This is a genomic window from Agreia sp. Leaf244 (assembly GCF_001422695.1).
GTDB lineage: Bacteria > Actinomycetota > Actinomycetes > Actinomycetales > Microbacteriaceae > Agreia.
Map to the genome: position 1 here is coordinate 319530 of NZ_LMLX01000002.1, position 16821 is coordinate 336350.

General features: G+C 62.2%; 19 protein-coding genes. 9 read left to right on the top strand and 10 right to left on the bottom strand.

Features of this window, described 5'->3' with window-relative positions:
• The first annotated feature begins 564 nt into the window (after window positions 1-564).
• The 6 genes from ASF06_RS06390 to ASF06_RS06415 all read left to right on the top strand — a co-directional run bounded on the left by ASF06_RS06390 (window position 565) and on the right by ASF06_RS06415 (window position 5891).
• Window positions 565-1887 (top strand): AAA family ATPase, encoded by a 1323-nt coding sequence (locus ASF06_RS06390; protein ID WP_055778305.1) that lies wholly within the window; start codon window positions 565-567, stop codon window positions 1885-1887.
• Window positions 1871-2494 carry an RloB family protein gene (locus tag ASF06_RS06395; RefSeq protein WP_055779765.1) on the top strand — a complete coding sequence of 208 codons (624 nt, stop codon included), beginning with the start codon at window positions 1871-1873 and terminating at the stop codon, window positions 2492-2494. The genes ASF06_RS06390 and ASF06_RS06395 overlap by 17 nt, the downstream gene beginning before the upstream one ends.
• Window positions 2495-2627: 133 nt before the next feature.
• A complete protein-coding gene (locus tag ASF06_RS06400) occupies window positions 2628-3368 on the top strand; it encodes a hypothetical protein (protein WP_055779767.1) in 741 nt (246 codons plus the stop codon).
• Between the two features lie 4 nt (window positions 3369-3372).
• Complete coding sequence (locus ASF06_RS06405) at window positions 3373-3588, top strand: hypothetical protein (protein ID WP_055778308.1); 216 nt, start codon at window positions 3373-3375, stop codon at window positions 3586-3588.
• Window positions 3589-4809, top strand: coding sequence for a hypothetical protein (locus ASF06_RS06410; protein ID WP_055944812.1), 1221 nt, complete (start codon window positions 3589-3591; stop codon window positions 4807-4809). It begins immediately after the preceding gene.
• A 248-nt stretch (window positions 4810-5057) separates the two neighbouring features.
• Window positions 5058-5891: a hypothetical protein gene (locus tag ASF06_RS06415; protein ID WP_055944815.1), complete on the top strand. Its 834-nt coding sequence runs from the start codon at window positions 5058-5060 to the stop codon at window positions 5889-5891.
• Here the strand turns inward: ASF06_RS06415 and ASF06_RS19405 are convergent.
• From ASF06_RS19405 to ASF06_RS06450, 7 genes are all read right to left on the bottom strand, one after another.
• The gene (locus ASF06_RS19405) at window positions 5848-6516 is read right to left on the bottom strand and encodes a hypothetical protein (RefSeq protein WP_156351697.1); all 669 of its coding nucleotides are present in this window, start codon (window positions 6514-6516) and stop codon (window positions 5848-5850) included. The genes ASF06_RS06415 and ASF06_RS19405 overlap by 44 nt on opposite strands.
• 7 nt (window positions 6517-6523) lie before the next feature.
• The gene (locus ASF06_RS06425; protein ID WP_055778319.1) at window positions 6524-7120 is read right to left on the bottom strand and encodes a recombinase family protein; all 597 of its coding nucleotides are present in this window, start codon (window positions 7118-7120) and stop codon (window positions 6524-6526) included.
• Window positions 7121-7330: 210 nt separating this feature from the next.
• Entirely contained in the window at window positions 7331-7522 is a 192-nt protein-coding gene (locus ASF06_RS06430) for a hypothetical protein (RefSeq protein WP_055944818.1), read from the bottom strand.
• 509 nt (window positions 7523-8031) lie between these two features.
• Entirely contained in the window at window positions 8032-8979 is a 948-nt protein-coding gene (lgt, locus tag ASF06_RS06435) for a prolipoprotein diacylglyceryl transferase (protein ID WP_082500838.1), read from the bottom strand.
• Between the two features lie 99 nt (window positions 8980-9078).
• Complete coding sequence (locus tag ASF06_RS06440) at window positions 9079-9333, bottom strand: cation transporter dimerization domain-containing protein (RefSeq protein WP_055944821.1); 255 nt, start codon at window positions 9331-9333, stop codon at window positions 9079-9081.
• Between the two features lie 169 nt (window positions 9334-9502).
• Window positions 9503-10897: an FAD-dependent oxidoreductase gene (locus tag ASF06_RS06445; protein WP_055944824.1), complete on the bottom strand. Its 1395-nt coding sequence runs from the start codon at window positions 10895-10897 to the stop codon at window positions 9503-9505.
• A 15-nt stretch (window positions 10898-10912) separates the two neighbouring features.
• Window positions 10913-11668, bottom strand: coding sequence for an aquaporin (locus ASF06_RS06450; protein ID WP_055944827.1), 756 nt, complete (start codon window positions 11666-11668; stop codon window positions 10913-10915).
• A gap of 49 nt (window positions 11669-11717) precedes the next feature.
• On the opposite strand from ASF06_RS06450, the gene ASF06_RS06455 reads away from it, so the two are divergent.
• Together ASF06_RS06455 and ASF06_RS06460 are read left to right on the top strand one after the other, a co-directional pair.
• Window positions 11718-12392, top strand: a complete 675-nt coding sequence (locus tag ASF06_RS06455) for an arsenate reductase/protein-tyrosine-phosphatase family protein (RefSeq protein ID WP_055944830.1) — start codon at window positions 11718-11720, stop codon at window positions 12390-12392.
• Between the two features lie 13 nt (window positions 12393-12405).
• Window positions 12406-12801, top strand: a complete 396-nt coding sequence (locus tag ASF06_RS06460; protein WP_055944834.1) for an arsenate-mycothiol transferase ArsC — start codon at window positions 12406-12408, stop codon at window positions 12799-12801.
• Here ASF06_RS06460 and ASF06_RS06465 read toward each other — a convergent pair.
• Window positions 12798-14126, bottom strand: coding sequence for an FAD-dependent oxidoreductase (locus tag ASF06_RS06465; protein ID WP_055944835.1), 1329 nt, complete (start codon window positions 14124-14126; stop codon window positions 12798-12800). The two genes, ASF06_RS06460 and ASF06_RS06465, sit on opposite strands and share 4 nt — an antisense overlap.
• A gap of 88 nt (window positions 14127-14214) precedes the next feature.
• Between ASF06_RS06465 and ASF06_RS06470 the strand changes: the two genes are divergently transcribed.
• Window positions 14215-14577: an ArsR/SmtB family transcription factor gene (locus ASF06_RS06470; RefSeq protein WP_176223270.1), complete on the top strand. Its 363-nt coding sequence runs from the start codon at window positions 14215-14217 to the stop codon at window positions 14575-14577.
• A 655-nt stretch (window positions 14578-15232) separates the two neighbouring features.
• Here the strand turns inward: ASF06_RS06470 and ASF06_RS19105 are convergent.
• Together ASF06_RS19105 and ASF06_RS06480 are read right to left on the bottom strand one after the other, a co-directional pair.
• The gene (locus ASF06_RS19105; RefSeq protein WP_082500750.1) at window positions 15233-15847 is read right to left on the bottom strand and encodes a uracil-DNA glycosylase family protein; all 615 of its coding nucleotides are present in this window, start codon (window positions 15845-15847) and stop codon (window positions 15233-15235) included.
• On the bottom strand, window positions 15837-16757 hold the full coding sequence (locus ASF06_RS06480) for a LysR family transcriptional regulator (RefSeq protein WP_055944839.1): 921 nt from the start codon (window positions 16755-16757) through the stop codon (window positions 15837-15839). The genes ASF06_RS19105 and ASF06_RS06480 overlap by 11 nt, the downstream gene beginning before the upstream one ends.
• Between the last annotated feature and the right edge of the window lie 64 nt (window positions 16758-16821).

The following is a 16821-nucleotide window of genomic DNA, read 5'->3' on the forward strand; positions in this document are numbered from 1 at the left end:
CAAGGAGAAGCAGGGGGTTTGATCATGGCGGTACCGGTGGGATTTGAACTCATTGTCGGGGGGTTGATACAGCCTCAAAATTCCAGAAATCGCCGGAAAATCGGCTCTGTTGGATGACAAGACTGACACCCGAAAACGAGGAATGACCGCGAGTTGGGGGGTTTTTGCGGGGTGCAGCACCCGCAACAACGGTTCACGAACACAATGCCGCCCCGTCGCCTTCTGATACCTGGATGATGTGGTCAAAGGGCGAATGTACGGCTGGATCCGTATCTGATCGATCCAGTAACGTCAGAGTCCGATTGGCCCGCGCTCTGGATCTACAAACACAAAGTACTCAAGCCGTAACGAGCGATCACCCACCCCTTGCGACATGAGTTCAACTATCGGCGATATATCTTGATGAATCGCTGTGTCGATTGAGTGTATTCGGAGGCGGCAACCGCAAAGTTGTAAAGATCACTCAAGGCGCAACCGCGACATTTCATGCGATTAGACGCTGCTTATCGTCATAAAATGACAGAATCGCCCCTATACTCACACTATGCATGTAAGGATGTCGCGATGCTTCTGAAGTTCGCCGTGGCGAACCACCGCTCAATTTTTAGGGAGGTCGAGCTTTCACTGATAGCCGTCGACGAAGATCGGGATGCGGCTCGATCCTTTGAACTCCTAAACGAAAAGGTACTCACGGTTGCCGGTCTCTATGGACCGAACGCATCAGGGAAGTCGAATGTGATCTCCGCGATCTCGTGGTTAAGCAGTGCCGTGAAATCATCTCTTCGTCTTTGGGAAAACGTCATTCCCCGAGAGCCTTTTGCTTTCGAAGATGGGATGACGTCGCAGTCGACCTTTGATCTCGATTCCGTCGTTGACGGCGTACGGTATTCGTACCAGCTCGAGATCGGAACTGAGGGCGTTGAGTATGAAGCTCTCTCTTACTATCCAGAGAAACGCCGTCGCAATATTTTTGAGCGCGAGCAGAACAGCATTAAGTTTGCCCGAGGCATCAAGGGTGCAGCGGGAACTCGGGAATTATTGACCCCATCGACGCTCGCCCTTTCCGCGGCGCGACGGTTTAACGACTCATTCATAGTCGCGTTCGCAGACGATGTAGCCTCCTACACTTTCCTCGGCCAATCACTGCGACGTAGGCGTAGGGGTTTTGGGGGGCCGGGTGCTTTCGTCGTTCCTTCTGCGCGAACCGAGCGCTGGTTCGAGGAGGCCGATCAAGAGCAACTCGAAATGTTCGTCGAGGACGACGTGCTTACAACTAACCGCGCGCGCGCTTTGGCTTTGCTGAAGATGGCTGATTTGGGGATTTCGGATGTCGAGTTCGAGGAACCCGAAGAAAGCACGTTATCCAAGGACAATACGGCGAGCGGGCTTCGTCCGCGAGATCAGGTGCGGATGGTACATCGCACTGATCGCGAGAACGCATCATTTGCATTCTTCGAGGAGTCGGCAGGCACTCAAACATGGTTCAACCTCATCGGGCCAACGCTGACGGCTCTCGGGCGTGGCTCTGTGCTCTTTTTCGATGAAATAGACGCGAGTCTCCACCCAACACTGACTGCACAGCTGATCGCCCTGTTTCAAGATCCGACAACTAATCGAATGGGCGCGCAGCTCATCTTCACAACCCACGACACGACCCTGTTGAACCACCTCAATCGGGACGAAGTATGGCTCACTGAAAAACAGTCGAATGGCATGACGACCTTGCGCGCGTTGTCGGATTTTGCCGGGGATCGAGTTCGAAGATCGCACAACCTTGAGCGCGGCTACCTTCAAGGTCGCTTTGGGGCGCTGCCCGATATTGACAAGTATCAGGTGCTTGTGGCGATGGGCTTTGCTGGGGGAGATCGTCTTGGCGCGGACGCCTAAACCTTCTGGGCTCAAACGCCCCGTCGCGAAGCTGCCGGAACGGCGAACATTCTTGATATTCACTGAAGGCGAGGTCACCGAAGTTGAGTACCTCAACGCGCTCAAGAGCTTGCCCGAAGTCAAGACCGCGAATGCGGTTGACCTCCAGATTGCCAGTCAACGGGGGGTGCCGTTGACGCTAGTCGAACTTGCCGTGGAGGCTCAATCAAAGAACGACGAGATTGACCAAATTTGGTGTGTGTTCGACGTCGAATGGCCAAAGCATCACCCGCATTTGAACGAAGCAAAGTTGTTGGCACAAAACCACGGAATTCAGCTTGCAATCTCCAACCCAAATTTCGAGTTATGGCTAATTTTGCATCACGCAAACACCGAAGGATTTCTAGACAACGATGGCGCACGCCGCTTACGTAGGGATCACGACGGCGTAGCAGACAAGCACCTCGACCACGCCGTGTATCTGCCGCTTCGTGCCGCCGCAACCATGCGCGCGATCGACTTGGATGCAAAACATCGAAACGACGGCACGAAGTTTCCAAGTGATAATCCTTCCTCGGGAATGCATCGCTTGCTGCGCGCGATTGAGCCTGGTCTTCTGGAGGTGTAAGCCATGCTGAGCATCCTCATCGGAAGCGATGGACCACCCGGATGGGATCCTCTACATCGCACATCGACGAGGAGTGGATGACCGAGTATGACGCTCAAGCCTGGACGTCAGGGGTCTCTGACACGATATGTCCATGACCGAATTGGCGTACATGACGCGGGAAGACTGGGCGCAGCAAGCCACTGCGATGGTGTCGCAAAGCGCCGCGATCCGCGATTGGCTTGGCGAGGAACCTTATCTCCTCGCCATGACCGAAATGAAAAAATACGGAGGTGACGGCAGCGTCGACCTCGAAGCGGCTCGTTTCATCGCCCCAGACAAGGCCACGCGCATTGTGTTCGACGTCTCGGAGCTCGGTGCTTTCGCGTGCGAGGGAAAGAGCGTCGACCATGCCGTCGTGGTGTTACATCCGCGCGACGAGCGCTCCCTCGAATCAATGCGAACTGCGGTCAAATCCGGAGCGGTGAGCCGAGTCTTCGTGTTGGTCTGGTGGCCGCTCGACATCGTCCGAACCTGGCTCGATGGCCACGGCGCGCTTGACCTGCACGCCGGTGCGGCGAGGGAATTGCCCGACCCTTTGATGGTCGAGGCCTGCACCATGATGATCTCCCACCAATACAACGGCCTCAGTTCAGGGCGGGGGAAGGAAGCGGTCGTGCAGCTGGTTCGTGCCTTCTACGCCGAAGGGTATCCCTACGATGTCAACGAATGGCTCCGCGCGTATTTCGCGGCCGGCGGGGATTTCCACCACGCCGAGTCCATCAAGAAACTTGTCACGGAGATGAAGGCGGGCGTTAGGCACCGCGTCCCCGCCCGTTACCGCGACAACATCTTCGAGATCATCCGCTCGGGTCAGCTCGAGCAGGAACAGTAAGACCGTGCTGGTCCTAGCGCGCGGTATCGAAGACGACCACTACTGGGTGGTCCATGAGATCGACGGCACGCTCGAGGAAACACCGTGTCGCATCGAGCAGGGATCCGATAGGTACCGGCTGAGTCATACCGACGACTCGTTCCAGGCGGACCTGGTCTTCGGACTAGGTGCATTCGCGACCGCCGAGGCGGCGGTCGCTCGACTGCGGGAGTTTCTCTAGGTGGAACACACGAGCACAGACGGACGGTTCAAGACAGCGAAGCCCTCGGTCTATCTCGATCAGTGGGTGTGGATTCGCCTTGCTCGAGCCAACGTGGGTCGGCCCTTCAAGCCGTCCGATGTCGCCCTCCTCGAGTCCCTGAAAACCGCCGCTGAGGCAGGCGTCGCCTTCCCGCTATCGGCAACGCATTACGAAGAGACCATCCGCATCGCTGACCCTGCACAGCGCAAGGAAATCGCGCGCGTCATGGCTCCTATCGCTATGGGGCGGACAATTCGGAAGCAGTCCGACCTGGTGCGCCATCAGCTCCTGACGGCGCTACATGAAACAATCGGACGCCCAACCTTCCGCCCAGCACCGCTTCAGATGCTTGGCCTCGGCGTGCACTGGTCGTTCACTGGCATAGAGGGCTTCATGACCGTCGTCGATCCTGATGGGCGCGTTGTGAAGTCAGTCGATCCGAACTGGACGCGTCAGCTCAACCAATACTGCGAGTTCGCTCTCATGGCCGGCCCCGCTGACGCCGAGATCCCGATTCTTGAAAAGCTCGGCTACGTCGATCCGCGCTATTTCGAGAGCAACGTGGGCAACCGGCTGGATTGGGAGGAGTCGTACGTCGATCAGGCCGTGAAGATCAAGTCCCGTGAAGAACTGCGCGTGGCACTCTTTGCCCGCGAAATCATGCACGAGTACGGCGTTACACTTCAGACGATCCTGAACGAGTACCGCCTGTCTCTCGGCTCTATTGCGACCGGGAGCAAAGCGAACTCCCGCGCCCAGATGATGTCGTTCAGCGACCGTGTACCGACGATGCGGATTGCCGTCGATATGAAGCGGGATCTGTTTCGCAATCCGAGCCGCCCCTGGACATGGAACATGCTGCGCGACATCGACGCACTCAGCGTCGCCGTTCCCCTCTGCGACGTGGTCATCTGTGACCGCGATGCCCTCCACCAGCTGCGCCGTTCCGGAGCACCCGATCGCTACGGCACGACAGTCACCGAGAAAATTGAAGACCTACCCGACCTGCTCACAGACTTGGCGCGACTCTCCCCAGCGGCAGAACCAGATCTTTCGGACTGGGCAAGTATTGGTCCCGGTGACGGTTTCTCGATTGTCGAGCCCGAACCGCCGGGGCGCATCCCAATGGGCTCCAGCATCCAGCTCCTCGACCGCGGCGGTAGGCCGCTTCCTACGCCGCTAGGAGCACGGAGGATGTAGGCAACCGTCGCGTGCTGGACTTCGCAAACCCGTCGCAAGGAGTTACTGAGAGCACGTGAGCTTCCCGCTGCTGCACTCAGCCGCTCCGGACCTGACGCAGCACTCAATAGATACTGCTTCCAGTTCGCCCTCGCAGCTCGAACTCGCCGGTAGATCCTTTCAATCTGCCTATACACAAATCAGAAAGGGCAGCGTCGGCACAGACGCGTAGCGTTAGTCGCACTCGCCCCGAACCAGGAGTTGGCACCGTGGACAACATCAAGACCGATGAGTACAAAGCCTGGGAGGCCCGGCTTGGAAGGATCTCCGAGGCAGCGACCCAGTGGCAGCAATTATTCAAGGGTGCACCGGCCACAATTGACCCTGGAAGCGACCTAACTGGCGACGATGCCACCTTCGAAGCGTTCAGCATCTCGAATCTCGTCGGCTACAGCCTTGCCGCGGCAACCGAGCATCTGGACTTCACGCTGACCGCCATGAGGGAGACAAGCACGCTGTATCCGACGGCCTACCTGACAGTGCTCCGCACGTCACTGTTGGCGGCTTCTCATGCCGCCTGGATATTGACACCTACGGAACGCTCGGAGCGTCAGCTTCGGGCGCTTCAGTTCCTGGCAGACGATGTACGAACCCAGCTGGTCATGGTGCGAGAGGCGTTCGCGTCGACAGACGCCGCGCGCACCGCGAAAGGGCAGATGATCGAACTCCTGCTTAAGCGACAAGCGCAGCTGCAGCCCATCTCTGACGTGCTGAAACCGGGGCTGCAGGTGGATAAGTGCCGGATCAACAACACGAGCATCATTGAGAGCGTCGCCCAAGCAGCGCACGACGACGGTCTCGTACAGGGCGGCGTAAACCACATCTGGCGCAGCGGCAGCGCCGCAGCGCTCGGTTCCCGCGGCTTCGCCACCATGCGTCTCGACCAGAACACCATTATCCAACCTCCGACCGGGGGTAAGTACTCGCTGCTGCGTGGCGACCTGGTCAACGACATTGGCCCTGCCGCCGCGGCCGCCACGCTCGCACTCAGCTTCGCACTCAGAATGTTTGATGAACGTCGACTGGATCCGAATCCGGCGTGATCAGACGGCGCCAGATCGCCTGGCGCAAAGCGAGGGCCATGTCGATTGCCGAGGGTGCGCCGGTGAACACGGTGTATAGGCATATTGCACTCGAGTAGTCGTCCATCACGATCGTCAGCCAGGGCCGGTCCGGCTTTCCGCCGACACGGGTGATGAGGACGTCGAGTTCAGTTTGGTTCGCTTGCCAGGTCTGATTCGGACGTTCTGCCCGGCGACGAAACACGAGTTCATGCTTGTTGCGATAGGAGGTCGGTCCCTCCAAAGCGAGGATGACAAGCGCTGGATCCAGCGCCCGGACGTTCTGCCCGGCAGTGGCACAGCTCGGCGCCGAGCACCCCGACCGTTCTGCTTCATCAACAGCGAGGCGGCGCAGCTTCGCAAGGGCAGGGCGAGGCCCGGTCAGTTCGAGCCCTTCAATGAACGTCACATTCTCGGCAGCAGTGGGGCGGGTGCCGGTGTCCGTGCGAGGGTGAGAGTCGCGAGCGGTGCCGCCGCCGTCCCGGTACAGCTGGTGCCACCGCTGCAGTGTTCGCAATTCAACTCCGGAATCGCGGATGAGAACGGCGAGGGGTATCTGGTCTTCGATGGGAAGTCGAAGGATTCGCCATAGCTCGTCGCCGTTCATTTCATCGCTACACGGTGTGGCTCTCGCGGCCGGCCACGGCGTGCTGGTGACGGTAGAGAGTTGCTCGACTCCAGCCGACGAGCCGTGCGGCGTCTTCGGCCGTGCGTCCCTTCGCTCGAGCATCGGCCGCGACCGCGAGTTTGTCGGCGATGACTACGAGGTCAGATAGGGGCCGGCCGAAGCGGGTGCCGCTCTGCCTGGCGGCGGCAATCCCGGCGTTGACTCGCTCGACGATCAGTTCGCGTTCGTACTCGGCGAGCGTGCCCAGCATGTTGAGCATCAGCCGGCCCGTCGACGTCGCCGGATCGATGCCGTCAGATATTGAGCGCACGTGGATACCGCGGCCGCGTAGCAAGTTCACGGTATTCAGAACGTCGATCAGGGAGCGGCCGAGGCGGTCGACTCGCCACACCACAACCGTGTCGCCGGACTCCGCGTGCTCGAGGAGCTTCTTCATCCCTCGACGCTCGATCGCGGTCTTACTCCCGGAGGTGACGTCCGCGAACACATCTCGCTTTTGAACGCCGGCCGCGACGAGAGCATCGAGTTGCAGCTGGGCGTCCTGGCCCGACGTACTAACCCGCGTGTACCCCAGAAGTCTCATAAGGTCATTCTGACTCAGAAACCCCTATCAGTCGCTACGCTGAGACAGTTTGCGGTGAGACGCCTTTCTAAGACAGATCTCGCCGTGGAATGGCGCAACGGGCTAATTGTCGTTCCGGCATTGACACGGTGTTTCGAAAAGCTATTGCTTTTCGAGACGTTTTTGGACAGAGCTCTCCCCTCGCGGAGGAGGGTGCTTTTTCGAGTTGCGCTACGCCTTGGGCGTGCGGTTCCACGACTTGATGAACTTCTCGATGCGCTTAGCCGGTTTGTTGCTCTTACCGAAGACGACGACATAGACAAGTGGGGCAAAGACAACAATCGTCAACAGCTGGGGAGTTGCGCTGACAAAAGCGATCAAAAGGTTCACCTCCTCCGTGGACTCGGGCAGCAGGTTCGTCATGCGAGACCTCCGCGAGAACGGACGCGCGAACGCGCCCTGATGGCACCTCGCCGAGTGGCGAGGTGAGCTGAGAAGCCAACGACCAGAAAGGAGCGGTGGCTAGCAAGGAGGGGGCCAGGGAGCATCAGATTGCTCATAGCCCGGCCGGGCACAAAAAAGCCGGCATCGGCCGGCGGGTGATCGTCGATGACCAATCGGCTCATTGTGGCTGGAGGGGTGGCAGCGCCGTGAAGTCAAACATCTTGAGCAGGTTCTCTGCGCCGTCGACGTGCGGCCGGGAGGGCACAAAAAAGGCCGGCACGATGGCCGACCAGGTTTTTCCACGCACAAAAGGCGTGACACCAGTATGCGTCCCTTTCTGGTCTCACGCAATAGCCGATTCAAACTCGCCCGACCCGAGCGAGTCGGTGAACCTCCGCCCCATGCGCACCACCGGCTGGGGCAGACATCGAACGCATCTACCAGGCGGGAGTTGCCACAGGAGATACTCCGTCACTTGGGTATGCGGTTTAGGGCCTGAGGATGTGAGTGTCAGTGCCGAATTTTCGCGGTGAGGCTTCTGCGGCGGGGTCCGTGTCGCTTGTAGCCAGCGCGGGTTCAACTCGGAAGATGGACTTTTCGGTCTCGGGGTGGCGTCGGCCTTGGATGATGAAGATGATCGTGCCGACAGCGATGGCAGCGAAGGATGCCCAGATGTTTGCAGGGATCCCAAGGAACCCATCGCTGGTCGGGTCGATGCGAATCGCTTCGAGCCAGCTGCGGCCGAGTCCATACCAGACGAGGTAAAGGCCGAGAGTGCGGCCCCAGCGGAGGGCAAGTCGGCGCTCAAGCAGGAGGAGGACGGCGAATCCGGTCAGGTTCCAGATGATCTCGTAGAGGAACAGCGGGTGGAACAGGGTCCCGGCCGGCAGACCGTCCGGGAACATTGTGTCGGTCGGCAAGATTTCTAGCCCCCACGGCAGCGTGGTCGGGAGCCCGAACAATTCGTGGTTGAAGTAGTTTCCGATGCGTCCCAACGACTGGGCTACGAGCAAAGCCGGGGCGACGGCGTCGGCGAAAGACCAGAAGCGGATGTTGTGTCGCCGACACCCGATGTAGGCGCCGACTGCCCCGCCCAGCAGCGAACCGTAGAGGGCGTTGCCGCCGTCCCAGATGGCGAATACCAACCACAAGTTCGCGTCCGGGTAGAAGTAGTCGCCGAGGTGAGTGAACACATGGTAAAAACGTGCACCCACAATGCCGATCGGTACGGCCCACATGATGATGTCGAGCACGACCCCGTTCCCTGCACCTCGGGCAGAGAGCCGCCGCTGGGTAATAAATAGGGCAGCCACAATGCCGCTGAGAATGCACAGCGCGTACACGTGAACGGTCAACGGGCCCAAAGAGAACGAGGCCCATTCCGGCGGCGGGCTTGGAATCGACGCTGGGACCAGTCCCAGCACGTTGGTGGTCATCACGAGAGGCAGCATAATCGCCTCAAATGTGAGACTGAGACCGCAGCAGGACGCTGCTGGCTGCGCTGAGGGCTATCGACCAAATTGGATCCACGAACCTTACCTCGTGATCTCCACTGTCGTCGAGATGGTCAGATGATCCAGGTTCGGAAGGGTATGTGAGATCTCGTGCCTGATGTCGTGCACGATCGTTTCGGCGGCTGAGATCGGCATGTCAGCGACAGCTATCGTGGCAGCGCCCTGGAGTCGGTGGCCGACCCATCGCAGCTGCAATGAAGGCACGGCAAGAAACCCCGGGGTGTGTTCGATCGTGTGCCGCGCTCGCTCGACGAGCTCGGGTTCGATGCCATCCATGAGGCGGCGCCCGATACTGCGAACGGTTCTCCGCTGATCTGTGGTTGAGCCGGGAACAAAAAAGGCCGGCTCGATGGCCGACCAAGGTTTTTCCGCGCAACAAAGGCGCAGGACCAGTATCCGGCTTCCTCTGGTCCTGCGCAATATCGGGGGTTTCTGACTGCCGCTGTTAGGTCCGGGCTAGGGTCGTGGCTCGGAGCTCTCGGGTCCATGCTTGGGTGGCGACCTGGACGGCATCCCATGGTGAGCCGAGCGGGGGCGTGTAGGAGAGGTCGAGGTCGCTCATCGCGTCGACGGTCATGCTGTGGTGCAGGGCGGTGGCGTAGGTGTCGACGCGTTTGGCGATTTCGGCGCCGCGCGCTCCGACGAGTTGCGCCCCGAGCAGGAGCCCGGTGTCAGCGTCGCCGGTGATGCGGATGCTGAGCGGTTTCGATCCCGGGTAGTACGCCTTGTGGTCATCCGCGATTGCGGTGCCACTGAGAGGTGTGAAGCCGGCAGCGATGGCCTCATGGTCCCGGAGGCCGGTACGGGCGGCTACGAGGTCGAAGACTTTCACCACCTGAGTTCCGAGGCTGCCAGCAAAACGCGTGTTGCCGCCGATCGCGTTTTCTCCGGCGACGCGGCCCTGCTTGTGCGCGGTTGTGCCGAGCGGGAGGTAGGTGATACCGAGAAGACGGTGGTGGGTGACCACACCGTCACCTGCAGCAAACACGTGGGGCAGGCCGGTGCGCATCTGCTCGTCGACGACGACAGCGCCCCCGGGCCCGGTGGTAGCTCCGGCGCCGGTAAGCAGGCTGGTGTTCGGGCGGACGCCGACGACCAGGAGAACAACGTCCGCGTTACGGGCGTAGCCCTGGCCGTTTTCGGAGCCGGTCACGGTGAGGCGGCCGTCCGTGCGGGTGATGGCTTCGACGCGGGCGTTGGTGACGACGTCGACGCCGTGTCGGGCGAGTTCGTCGTGGACGAGGGAGCCGAGTTCGGGGTCGAGGGTGGAGAGCACTTCGGGGCCGCGCTGTAGCTGTGTCACGCGGAGGCCGCGGATGGTGAGGGCTTCGGCCATTTCGAGGCCGACGTAGCCGGCGCCGACGATGATCGCGGTTTCGGGCTGGTGCCCGTCGAGGTAGCGCTCGAGGGTGAAGGTGTCGCCCATTGAGTGCAGCACGTGCACACCGTCGTCTGGGCCGAGCCCGCCGGGGCCGACGCCGGCGATGCCCGCGGTCGACGGGGATGCTCCGGTGCCGACCATCAGCTCGTCGTACGCGATGGTCGATTCCTGCCCGTTCGCGTCCCGAACGGTGAGCTGTTGGCCGGCGACGTCGATGCCGGTGGCGAGGGTGTCGAGCCGGAGCTGCATACCGGTCGCTTCCAGGTCCGCGTGGGTGCGGTGTGCGAGGGACTGCCACGGGTTCACCTCGCGGGAGAAGTAGTACGGAATCCCGCAGATGGAGAAGTTGGGGTAGGAGTCCGCGACGACGACGGTCACGTCAACGCTGGGGTCAAGTTCGCGGGCGCGGAGTGCGGTGGAGATTCCGGCGTCGCTTCCGCCGATTGCTACAAGATGCATGAGGATGGGTGCCTTTCAGTGGGCTTTGACAGGATGAGTAACAACGACATCGCGAGCGGTGTGGGTGGCGGCCGGGTAGAACACAAACAGCAGACCGAGCCCCAGGGCTCCGCCGAGCAGCTGCGCCAGGATGAACGGGGCGACGGATGCCGGAGCGATGCCGGCAAAGGTGTCGGTGAACATGCGGGCGATCGTCACGGCGGGGTTCGCGAACGACGTCGAGCTGGTGAACCAGTACGCCGCCCCGATATACACACCGACCGCGGCCGCGGTGACGTGACCCTTACCGGTGTGGGCGAGAGCGAAGATCAGCAGCACCAAGCCCGCCGTGGCCACGACCTCGCCCACCAGGTGCCCGCCCGATGCCCGGACGGTGGTCGAGAAGGCGGGCGCGGTGTCGAACATGATGCCGGCCAAAAGTGTGCCCGTGATGCTTCCTCCGATCTGCGCCAACAGATACGGGGCAAGGTCTCTGGTCGGTAATCCGGTCTTCGTGCGGCGACCGATGAGCCAATCAACCAGCGAGACGACGGGGTTGAAGTGCGCACCCGACGCCGGGCCGAGCATCAGGATCAATACGGCCAGGCCGAGGGCGGTCGCGATGCTGTTCTCGAGCAGCTGCAGGCCGACGTCGCGGGGCGAGAGTTGCTGCGCGGCGATCCCGGATCCCACAACCACGGTCACCAGCAGCGCGGTGCCCACGAATTCGGCAGCGACCCGGCGCGCTAGATGCGGCCGAAAGTGCGGGGTGTGGGTCTGAGAGGTTTTCATGTCGACCTCATCTTGACTCGCGCAGGGTAGTTCAGTCAAGATTGAAACAATGAATATTGAGCGAAATGACGAGTTGCAGTGGCGTGCTGCGAAGCACGCCGCGCTCAGCGATCCTGCGCGCCTCCGCATCGTCGACCTGCTGACCGTCGGCGAGCTGGCCCCATCGGAGATCAGCGACTCGTTGACCATGCGCTCGAACCTCGTCACCCACCACCTGAACGTGCTCGAGTCGGTGGGTATGCTCACCCGGCACCGCTCCGAGGCGGACAAGCGGCGCTCCTATGTGCGGCTGACCGAGCACGCTCTGGAGGGGCTCGTGCCTGGTGCGGTGGGGTCAGCGCGGAGGGTGCTGTTCGTCTGCACCGCGAACTCGGCCCGCTCGCAACTCGCCGTTGCCCTGTGGAACAGGGTCAGCAGCATCCCCGCCGCATCGGCCGGCACTCACCCGGCCGAGCAGATCGCGTCGGGCGCGATCGCCACAGCCGCCCGCCACTCATTGACCCTTCCCGGCGTACGTCCCCAAGCTTTGCCCGATGTGCTCGCTGCCGGCGACTTCGTGGTGACCGTGTGCGACAACGCGCACGAAGAATTGGGCCTGCGCGAGGGGGCGCATTGGTCGATCCCTGACCCTGTTCGGATCGGCACCGATGCCGCATTCGACGCCGTCCTCGATGACTTGCAGCACCGAATTGACGACCTGGCGCCCCGCCTGGTCGCATCCTAACCCGGAAGAAATCATGACCGCCACACCCACCGTCTTGCTCATCTGCCAGCACAATGCCGGCCGCTCCCAACTCGGCGCAGCCCTTCTCGGGCACCTCGGCAGCGACCGGTTCAACGCGAGCTCAGCTGGACTTGCGCCGGCTGACGTCGTCAACCCGGCGGTGGCCGCGACGGTCGCGGAGCTCGGAGTCGATATCTCCGGCAACGTGCCGCGCGCCGTCACGCCGGCCGACCTTGACGAGGCAGACATTGTGGTGCTCATGAAGCCCGGACTGGCGCTGCCGTCGACGCCCCGCGGTGAAGTGCTGGAGTGGTCTTTCGCCAATCCCGAATCCTGGGATGCCGAGGCGGTGCGCCCGATGCGCGAGGCGGTCGCGGCGCGCATCGAGGCGGAACTGCTGACCCGCTAGACGGATGCCGGGGCGCGGCCGAGCTGGATCAATTGCTTCTCCGGCAGGGCGCAGCAGCTCCCGCCGATTCCGGTGCCGGCTGAGTCGAACAAGCCCGCCCCGCCACAGACCCCGGTATCCGGGAGCTGCAGCTCGACCCGGGCGGCCGCTTCATGGTCACCGGCCAGCGCGGCCACGACGGAGCGCACCTGCTCGTACCCGGTCATGGCCAAGAAGGTCGGGGCGCGCCCATAAGACTTTGCACCGACCAGGTAGAAGTCGGGTTCGGGCTGAGCGAGGTCACGGGCCCCGGTCGCTGCGACTGAACCGCACGAGTGAAGATTCGGGTCAATTTCTGCCGCGATCCGGATCGGTGCCTGCAGGGTCGCATCCAGCTCGAGGCGAAGTTCCGATAGGAACGAGAGGTCTGGGCGGAAACCGGTGAGCACGGCGACGTGATCGGCTGCGGCCAGGCTGCGGCCGTCCTCGCTGGTGAGTACCGCCTGGTCACCGTCACGGGCGATCTGTTCGACGCGGAAGCCGGTCACCATGTCGATCAGGCCGGCGTCGACGAACTCTTTCGCCGTGATGCCCAGCTGACCCCGGGCCGGCAGTTCGTCAGCCGCACCACCGCCGAAGGTGTTCCCGACCACCCCTCGGCGTAGAACCCACGTGACCTTCGTCGCCGGGTCGCGACGGGCGATCCGGCCGAGCGCGATTACCGAGGTGACTGCCGAGTGGCCAGATCCAACGACGACACTGTGTCGGCCCTCGTACTCCGTCCGCATTCGGTAGTCCGGGATGCGGTAGTCAAGCAGATCTGCGGCCGCTTTCTCTCCGAGCGCGGGCAATCCATCGGCCCCGGCGGGGTTCGGACTTGACCAGGTGCCGGATGCGTCGATCACCGCACGTGCATCCACCCGGTACTCGGTGCCATCGGCAGCTTCGATATGCACGGTGAAGGGCTGCTCTGCCCGGCCCGCGTCGACCAAACGGTCGCGGCCACGACGAGATACGCCAACCACGCGAGAGTCGTATCGGATGTGCTCGCCGAGGACCGCGGCAAGAGGGGCGAGGTACCCGCTGATCCACTGCGCACCCGTGGGATATCCCGCCGTCGGAGTCTGCCAGCCGGTGGGCCCGAGCAACCGTGCCGCTGCCGCGTCAACAAGCTCACCCCACTCCGAGAACAATCGCACGTGCCCCCACTCCGAAACCCCTGCAGCTGCGGTTTTGCCTGCTTCGAAGAGCAGCACGGCCTGGCCGCGATCGACCAGGTGCGCGGCGGCGGCGAGACCCTGGGGGCCTGCCCCGATGACGACGACGGGCAGCTCGTTCTTCTGCATGACAACTCCTGATAGATCGACAATGTTCGATGCATCGAGACTGATCGATCTATCGACAGATGTCAATACGACGTGAGAAGATCGGGTCATGACGATCATTCTTCCCCTGCTGGCGACCGAGGCCGGCGCTGCGTGCTGCAGCCCGGTGACAGGCGGGGTGTTGAGTGCGGAAGAAGCTGAACAGCTCGCCCGCACATTTAAGGCCCTCGGTGACCCGACGCGCATCCGCCTGTTGTCCCTGATCGCTGCAAGCGAGGACGGGGAGGCCTGCATCTGCGATCTCACAGAACCGGTCGGACTGTCGCAGCCGACCGTCTCGCACCACATGAAGCAACTCGTCGACGCCGGCCTGGCCATGCGTGAGCAACGCGGTCGCTGGGCCTATTTCCGCGTCTTGGATGACGCTCTCGATCGAGCAGCACAAGCCCTACGTCCAGGACTCCCGGGATAGCCATCCGCCTCAGTCGGCCACAGCGCAGGTGAGGGCACTGTGCGCGCTCAGACCCATGAAATCGGCACAAAAAAACCGAGCTTAGGGCTCGGATCCCGACAGTGGGACAGGAGTCTCACCGTATGTAAATAAATTGTCACGTTTGACACCTGACCGTCAAGTAGAAAATTGTTTTCCCACCAGGACAGCTTCGCGTGGACGAAATGGCACGCGGGCAAGGCGACCACCCGTCACGAAGGACGACATGTAGTCACTGGCCCCACGCGCCAATTATCGATCACAGAACACCGCCACGTATCGATCAAATCCACACCAGAGTGCGTGGCACGGTTCCTCCAAGGGCTGGTAATCAGAACTGTACCGCAAGGGGGGCCGCTTACGGGATTTTAGAGCGAACTAGTCTTACGGGATTTTGGCGACGTCGCAGCGAGTTCGTGGAAACCGCTCCATCTAGCGGTGTGGAGTTGATCGGTACAGGGCGGTGTTCTGTGGTCGCTCGGTGGCGGGGATCAGGAGTCGGGCTGTTTTGGATCGCATGCGTTTTGACACGCATTGGTTGAAGACATCTCGAGCGGGCGAGGGCGTCCGCGTTGGGTATCTCCGCGCGCCGCGCGACGACAGAAACCGAATCGTCAGCAGACCCGATGGCGTCGACTCAGCGAAGTGATCGGCGCAGCGCGTTGACCGCGCGCACGTGGTTCTCGGCCCGCCGGTGCCCGTTCGCGGGTGATGGGTGCGGCGCCGCCAACACGGGCACGATGACCGGTTGAGCATGCAGGGTGTAGTACCGCATGATCCCGGTCAGCGCTGTCGCACCAAACGTCACGATCGAGGTCAGGCTCGGCATCAAAGCGATGATGGCAGCAAGAGCAGGTTGCGCGTCGTTGAGGTCGTCGGCGTTGGGTACGCGGCGCCCGCCGGCTGCGTCGAACAGTGGCCAAGGGACCACGTTCCACCGCACGTAGTCGCCACGCGACATTCCAGCCTCTAGACGCGCGGCTTTGAATGACCGCGACGTAGGGTTCACGTTGTCTTCTGAACTGAAAGCCGAAGAGTTGGCGCTCGCCGTCAGATTCGCCGGGCTCTCGAAGAGCACCAGCACTCGTGCTTGCACTCCACCACTGTCGGGGTCGACCCATGGCACTACCCGGGCGCCGTGGTCGGCTGTGCGCAGCCGTCGAACGAGTGCGTTCAGGGCTGCCACATGCGGTTCTTCCAGGCGATCAAGCTTCGATGCTCTCCCCGCGACCCCTGTCGTTTCAGCGTGCATGCGTCCGGGCGATCAGAAGCAGTCGCTCGGCGTTCTCCGGCAGGCCGGTTGTGCTGCGCGCCCACACCGCCGTGAGCGGACGCTTCAGCGCCAGTCCCGCAATACGAACCCGAACGAGGCGACCGAGCGTCACGTCGTCGCGGATGGCGAGTGAGCTCAGCACCGCGGGCGCACTACCCGAGGCGGCGGTGGAACGGATCGCGGTCGTTGTTGGCAACACCAAAGCGGGAGCATCCGGAACCAGCGGTGACTCGAGCGCTCCGAGGGCGAGTTCGAGCGTGCGCCTCGTGCCGGAACCCTCTTCACGGACCACCAGGGCGGTCGAGGCGAGCTCTGCTGCGCTGACCGCGCGTCGACGCCGCGCCCATGGATGGTTCACCCCGACCACGACAACAAGCTCGTCGAACCCGATGACCCGCGATTCGAGGTCGGAAGGCACGTCGGGGGTCTCGATGAACCCGATGTCGCGGGCACCCGCGCGCACCTGCTCAACAACACTACGACTATTCGCCACGGCCAGATCGACGGCAGCCGGATGCCCGCTCCCCGCCTGGAACGCAACCAACCACTCCGGCATGAGGTGCTCGGCGACCGTCAGACTCGCGCCGACCCGCAGCTGCAAATGACGTGCGTCTCGGAGAGCTCTGACCGCCACCTCGAACCGGTCGGCAGCATCCAGCACATCCTGCGCCCAACCGGCCACCAGCATGCCCGCCTCGGTCAACTGGGAACCACGGGCCGACCGGGTCACGAGCTCGGATCCGGTGCGGACTTCCAGGGCGCGGATGCGCGAGGAGACCGCCTGCTGGGTCACCCCGAGGTTCGTGCTAGCAGACGTGAGACTGCCGAACTCTGCCACGGCCGCGAGAGTCTGCAGACTTTTCAGATCAGGCAGTTCGAAGTCGCTCACGATCGTCCCGTTCCCACAAGCTCTGCTTGTGACCCCACAAGCCTAACGGTCTTCTGCGGTCGCC